The sequence below is a fragment of the Zhongshania sp. genome, assembly GCF_041623545.1.
GTDB lineage: Bacteria > Pseudomonadota > Gammaproteobacteria > Pseudomonadales > Spongiibacteraceae > Spongiibacter.
Genome location: NZ_JBFJWS010000306.1, coordinates 1 through 3,752 on the forward strand (window position 1 = coordinate 1; position 3,752 = coordinate 3,752).

Consider the following 3,752-nt stretch of genomic DNA (forward strand, 5'->3'; position numbering starts at 1 on the left):
CTAGCGATTCAATTTTGACTGTTCTTAATGCTAAATATGCTTCGCTGGTGGCGTTGTCGAATGATTAAGTTAAATCGTAAAGCCAAACCAGCAATACTTATCGATAATGAGGAATCTTGGAAATCCAATCTAATTGATGCCATTACTACTTATGGAGGTTATTCAAGAATTCCCAAGGAACAAAAAGAGAGGCTGCTCGTTCACTATCGACACCAAGACATAAAAAATATCTTATTTCAAAGCTCGCTTCAAAAATGCGCATTCTGTGAGACAAAGCCAGGAGAGAGTGGAAATATCGAAGTAGAGCATTTTGCCCCTAAGTCTATTTATCCCGAAATGGCATTTAATTGGGAAAATTTTCTACCTGCATGCAGAAAATGTAATGGAAGTAAAGAAGACCATGACACAGTAATTGAACCTATTGTTAATCCCTATGATACGGATCCGGAAGATATATTTCATTACACCGATATAAGGATTGCTGCGAATGATAATCAAGAGTGCATCGGTGAGCGAACTATAAGAGTCTGCGGTTTAAATTCGGTAAGACTGATGAAGCCTCGGGCTGATATTTTGGTAAGTCTGCATGGTTTTAGTCAGGCGCTCGAAGATGCCATAAAAGATTATGAATCAGCCGATACAGATATAAAAAAAAGAAATAGGAAACGGAAAATTAGAGAGGCGCTGGAAACAATAGAAGTTCTTGCGAATCCATCAGAGAAGTTTTCAGGATTTTGTAAAGAATACCTACAAAAATGCGCTCCATATCATGAGGCAAAAAGAGTCGTCGGTGAGTAGATTGCATAACAAGGCGCAGCTGTCGGACAAATTTTCTGCTGCGCGCCAAATTTGCCGCAGATCGCAGCGCTATCAAACAAAAGCCTTGTGATGGTCGTAGCAAATAGGATTCACAGCCAAATTTAAAAATAATACGAGCAAATTGTCGAGGGAAATATGTTTAGCGTGTCTTTTCGTGGTGTCTTGCCCCCTTTAATGGCGTTGGCACTAACGCTGTCGCCCATCCTAAGTTATGCCGCTCCGTCGCAAGATCGGGTTGGCGTGCTGATGGAATTTAATTGGAATGTGGGTGATGTTCATTCCGATCAGAGCCGCTGGCAGGCCAACCTTGCCTTAGGTTCTACCCGTAATATTGTGCGGTCAATGTACGCGACGGCGGATATAAATCGCAAAGTCGATGACGTGTTCGAACACGACGCGAGTGCAGGCTATTATCAAGAGCGTTTATTAATGCCCTTGCAGTGGTCGACTGATTCTACGGGCAATTCCCTTGGCAGGCTCTACGGCCTACCAGTGCTAAGCAAGTTGTCACCAGTACTCAATGCCTCTGGAAGCAGTACTGGATCAAGCAGCACGATCGTAGCCAAGCCTTGGGTATGGCTGGGCGCGATAGTCGTCGGGGTCGCTGCTAGCGCTAGTGGCGGTGGCGGCGGCAGTACTAGCGCTAGCGAGTCTTCTGCTAACGACGATGGCGACGGGATTAGCCGCGTTGAAGTTGTCTGTGGAAATAACGACATTGTCCTTGGCGATGAATGCGTCGCCGCTGACCTTTAGCGGAAATCAAGCAACTAATGAAATCCAGCCCCATAAACCCAGTTTTCTCCTTGCCTATAACGCTAAAGCGCGACCGCTATCATTTACGGAGTTTGTTAAATACCCCGCAGATTTCTAGCGACCTTAACAGCCTTAAAACTTAACTCTGAATGCCACATCCAATTGTCGCGAGGCAATCGCACGGCCAAAATGTGCGCCCGACAAGGTCGGAATATCGCCACCGCCGTCTAAGGCAAACTCATCGGTGGCATTGCGGACAAAGGCCTGCAGCGACCAGCGGTCGTCATCGTCCGCTAAGCGTAAGCGCAGATTCAAGGTCGCAAACTCCCCCTGCACATCAATGGGGTCTTGATCCGATTGCAAAAATTTGTCGTCTTCGTAAAGCACATCAAAACCAAACAACAGATTGACGGGGGCAGCCCACAAGTCGTGAAAATAGTTCATGCTAAAGGTGGTCTTCCACAGCGGTGCAAAGGCCAGCGGTTTACCCGTTAAATCACAGGGCGTGTCTTCCCCAGCCGGACACGGGCCATTGGCGTAATCGGTAAAGGTGGCATCTAAATACGCCACCGAAAAATTCCCCGACACGTCCCACGGCGTAACAAACGCCGCCTCAAGCTCCGCGCCTTTGGAGATCGCCCCTGCCGCGTTGGAAATACGGCTGACATTGCCCTCAAAGATTGTTAGCTGTAGATCTTCAAACTCCGTATAGAAGGTCGCCGCATTCAGGGTTGCCGCGCCGCCAAGCAAACGGGTCTTGGCCCCCGCCTCATAGGTGGTGGAAGATTCTGGTTCCACCTCAGCAATTTCTGCACGCACCGCAGAGCCGCTATAACCACCGCTTTTAAAGCCTTGGGCTGCACTCAGGTAAAAAGTAAGGTCGTCGTCGGGGAGCCAGTTTAATGAGAATTTGGGGCTCACATCCCGATCTACTCGCTTATCGATCAGGCGATATTCTTGGGCAGTAACCAGCTGGGTAAATACCGGGCCATCAGCGTCTGTGCCCGCCGTGAACAATTGCAGCGTTTGATCCACATCCTTGGTTTCCGTAGAGACCCGCACACCAGCGGTTAAGCTTAGCTCGTCGTTGAAATGCCAACTTGCTTGGGCATAAACTGCGGAGCTAATGCTCTCTTGGTAGCCATCAATCAATAAGCGCTCCCCCGGTTCATCGCCCGTCGCGGGACCCAGCAATCCGCCCAAAGCACCGAGGCCGCCGCCGCTTAGCGCCAGCCCTGACGCTAAATCTGAGGGCGTTGGCGCGGCGTCGATAATGACCTTGATGGTGGTTTCACTCTGAGCCACATAGGCACCGGCGACATAGTCTAGTTTGCCGCCAAGCATCCCTAGCGGCGACACGATGCGCAGCTCGCTACTGAGCTGCTCGTAGTCTTCGCCGTTAAGAAAGAACAAAAGCGGAATAGGTGAAAAATCTAAGTCTGTTAACGACTCCTCGGTAATTGAACTCAACGCGTTAATCCAGCTGAACTCATGCCCCCACAGCGAAGCGTTAAAGCGAACATCAAATTTATTGCCGTTCTGGTAGGTCATCGCGGGGTAATCTTGCGAGCTTTGATTATTGCTAGTGTCTTTTTCAACTTGCGGATCATAAAACTGCATCAGCGCGAACTGATCGTCTGTTGTTGTGCGCACCTGAAAACTACCCAGCCTGAACTCTTGGTTGGTATCGGCCGCCGCCACGGTAACATCCAGCCAGTCGGCAATATCCCAGCGCAATTGCACCCGGCCTACCCGCGAGTCAACGCCGCCTTCATCCCGGTCTAGGGTGGTGTTATAAACGGTGCCGTCGCGCTTATTGACCAGTGCAGAGGCGCGTAGGGCCACCGTGTCGCTCAAGGGAACATTGCCGGTAAGGGTATATTTAGCGATGTCTTCATCGCCAGTCACCGCTTCAGCGAGCAATTCTGGATCCTGCGAGGGTTGTACCGATCGAATACTGATCGCACCGGAAATCGTGTTTTTGCCAAACAGTGTCCCCTGGGGACCACGAAGTATCTCTACCGAGGCAACGTCTAAAAAAGCCGCATCTAAAAAAGCCAAGCGGCCAAGATAAACACCGTCGAGAAACAGGCCTGCAGATTGTTCAAAGCCCTTATCAAAAGGCGAGCCCAAACCCCGAACCCGTAAACTGGTCAGCGGTGGATGGCTAAACACACTAA

General features: G+C 49.7%; 3 protein-coding genes. 2 read left to right on the forward strand and 1 reads right to left on the reverse strand.

What is annotated here, in order from left to right; genetic code table 11:
* Positions 1-60 precede the first annotated feature (60 nt).
* Entirely contained in the window at positions 61-798 is a 738-nt protein-coding gene (locus ABYT30_RS16910) for a hypothetical protein (RefSeq protein WP_373097606.1), read from the forward strand.
* Positions 799-954: 156 nt separating this feature from the next.
* The gene (locus ABYT30_RS16915; protein WP_373097607.1) at positions 955-1,572 is read left to right on the forward strand and encodes a hypothetical protein; all 618 of its coding nucleotides are present in this window, start codon (positions 955-957) and stop codon (positions 1,570-1,572) included.
* A 132-nt stretch (positions 1,573-1,704) separates the two neighbouring features.
* Here ABYT30_RS16915 and ABYT30_RS16920 read toward each other — a convergent pair.
* A partial coding sequence (locus ABYT30_RS16920; RefSeq protein WP_373097608.1) for a TonB-dependent receptor occupies positions 1,705-3,752 on the reverse strand: 2,048 nt, incomplete at its 5' end.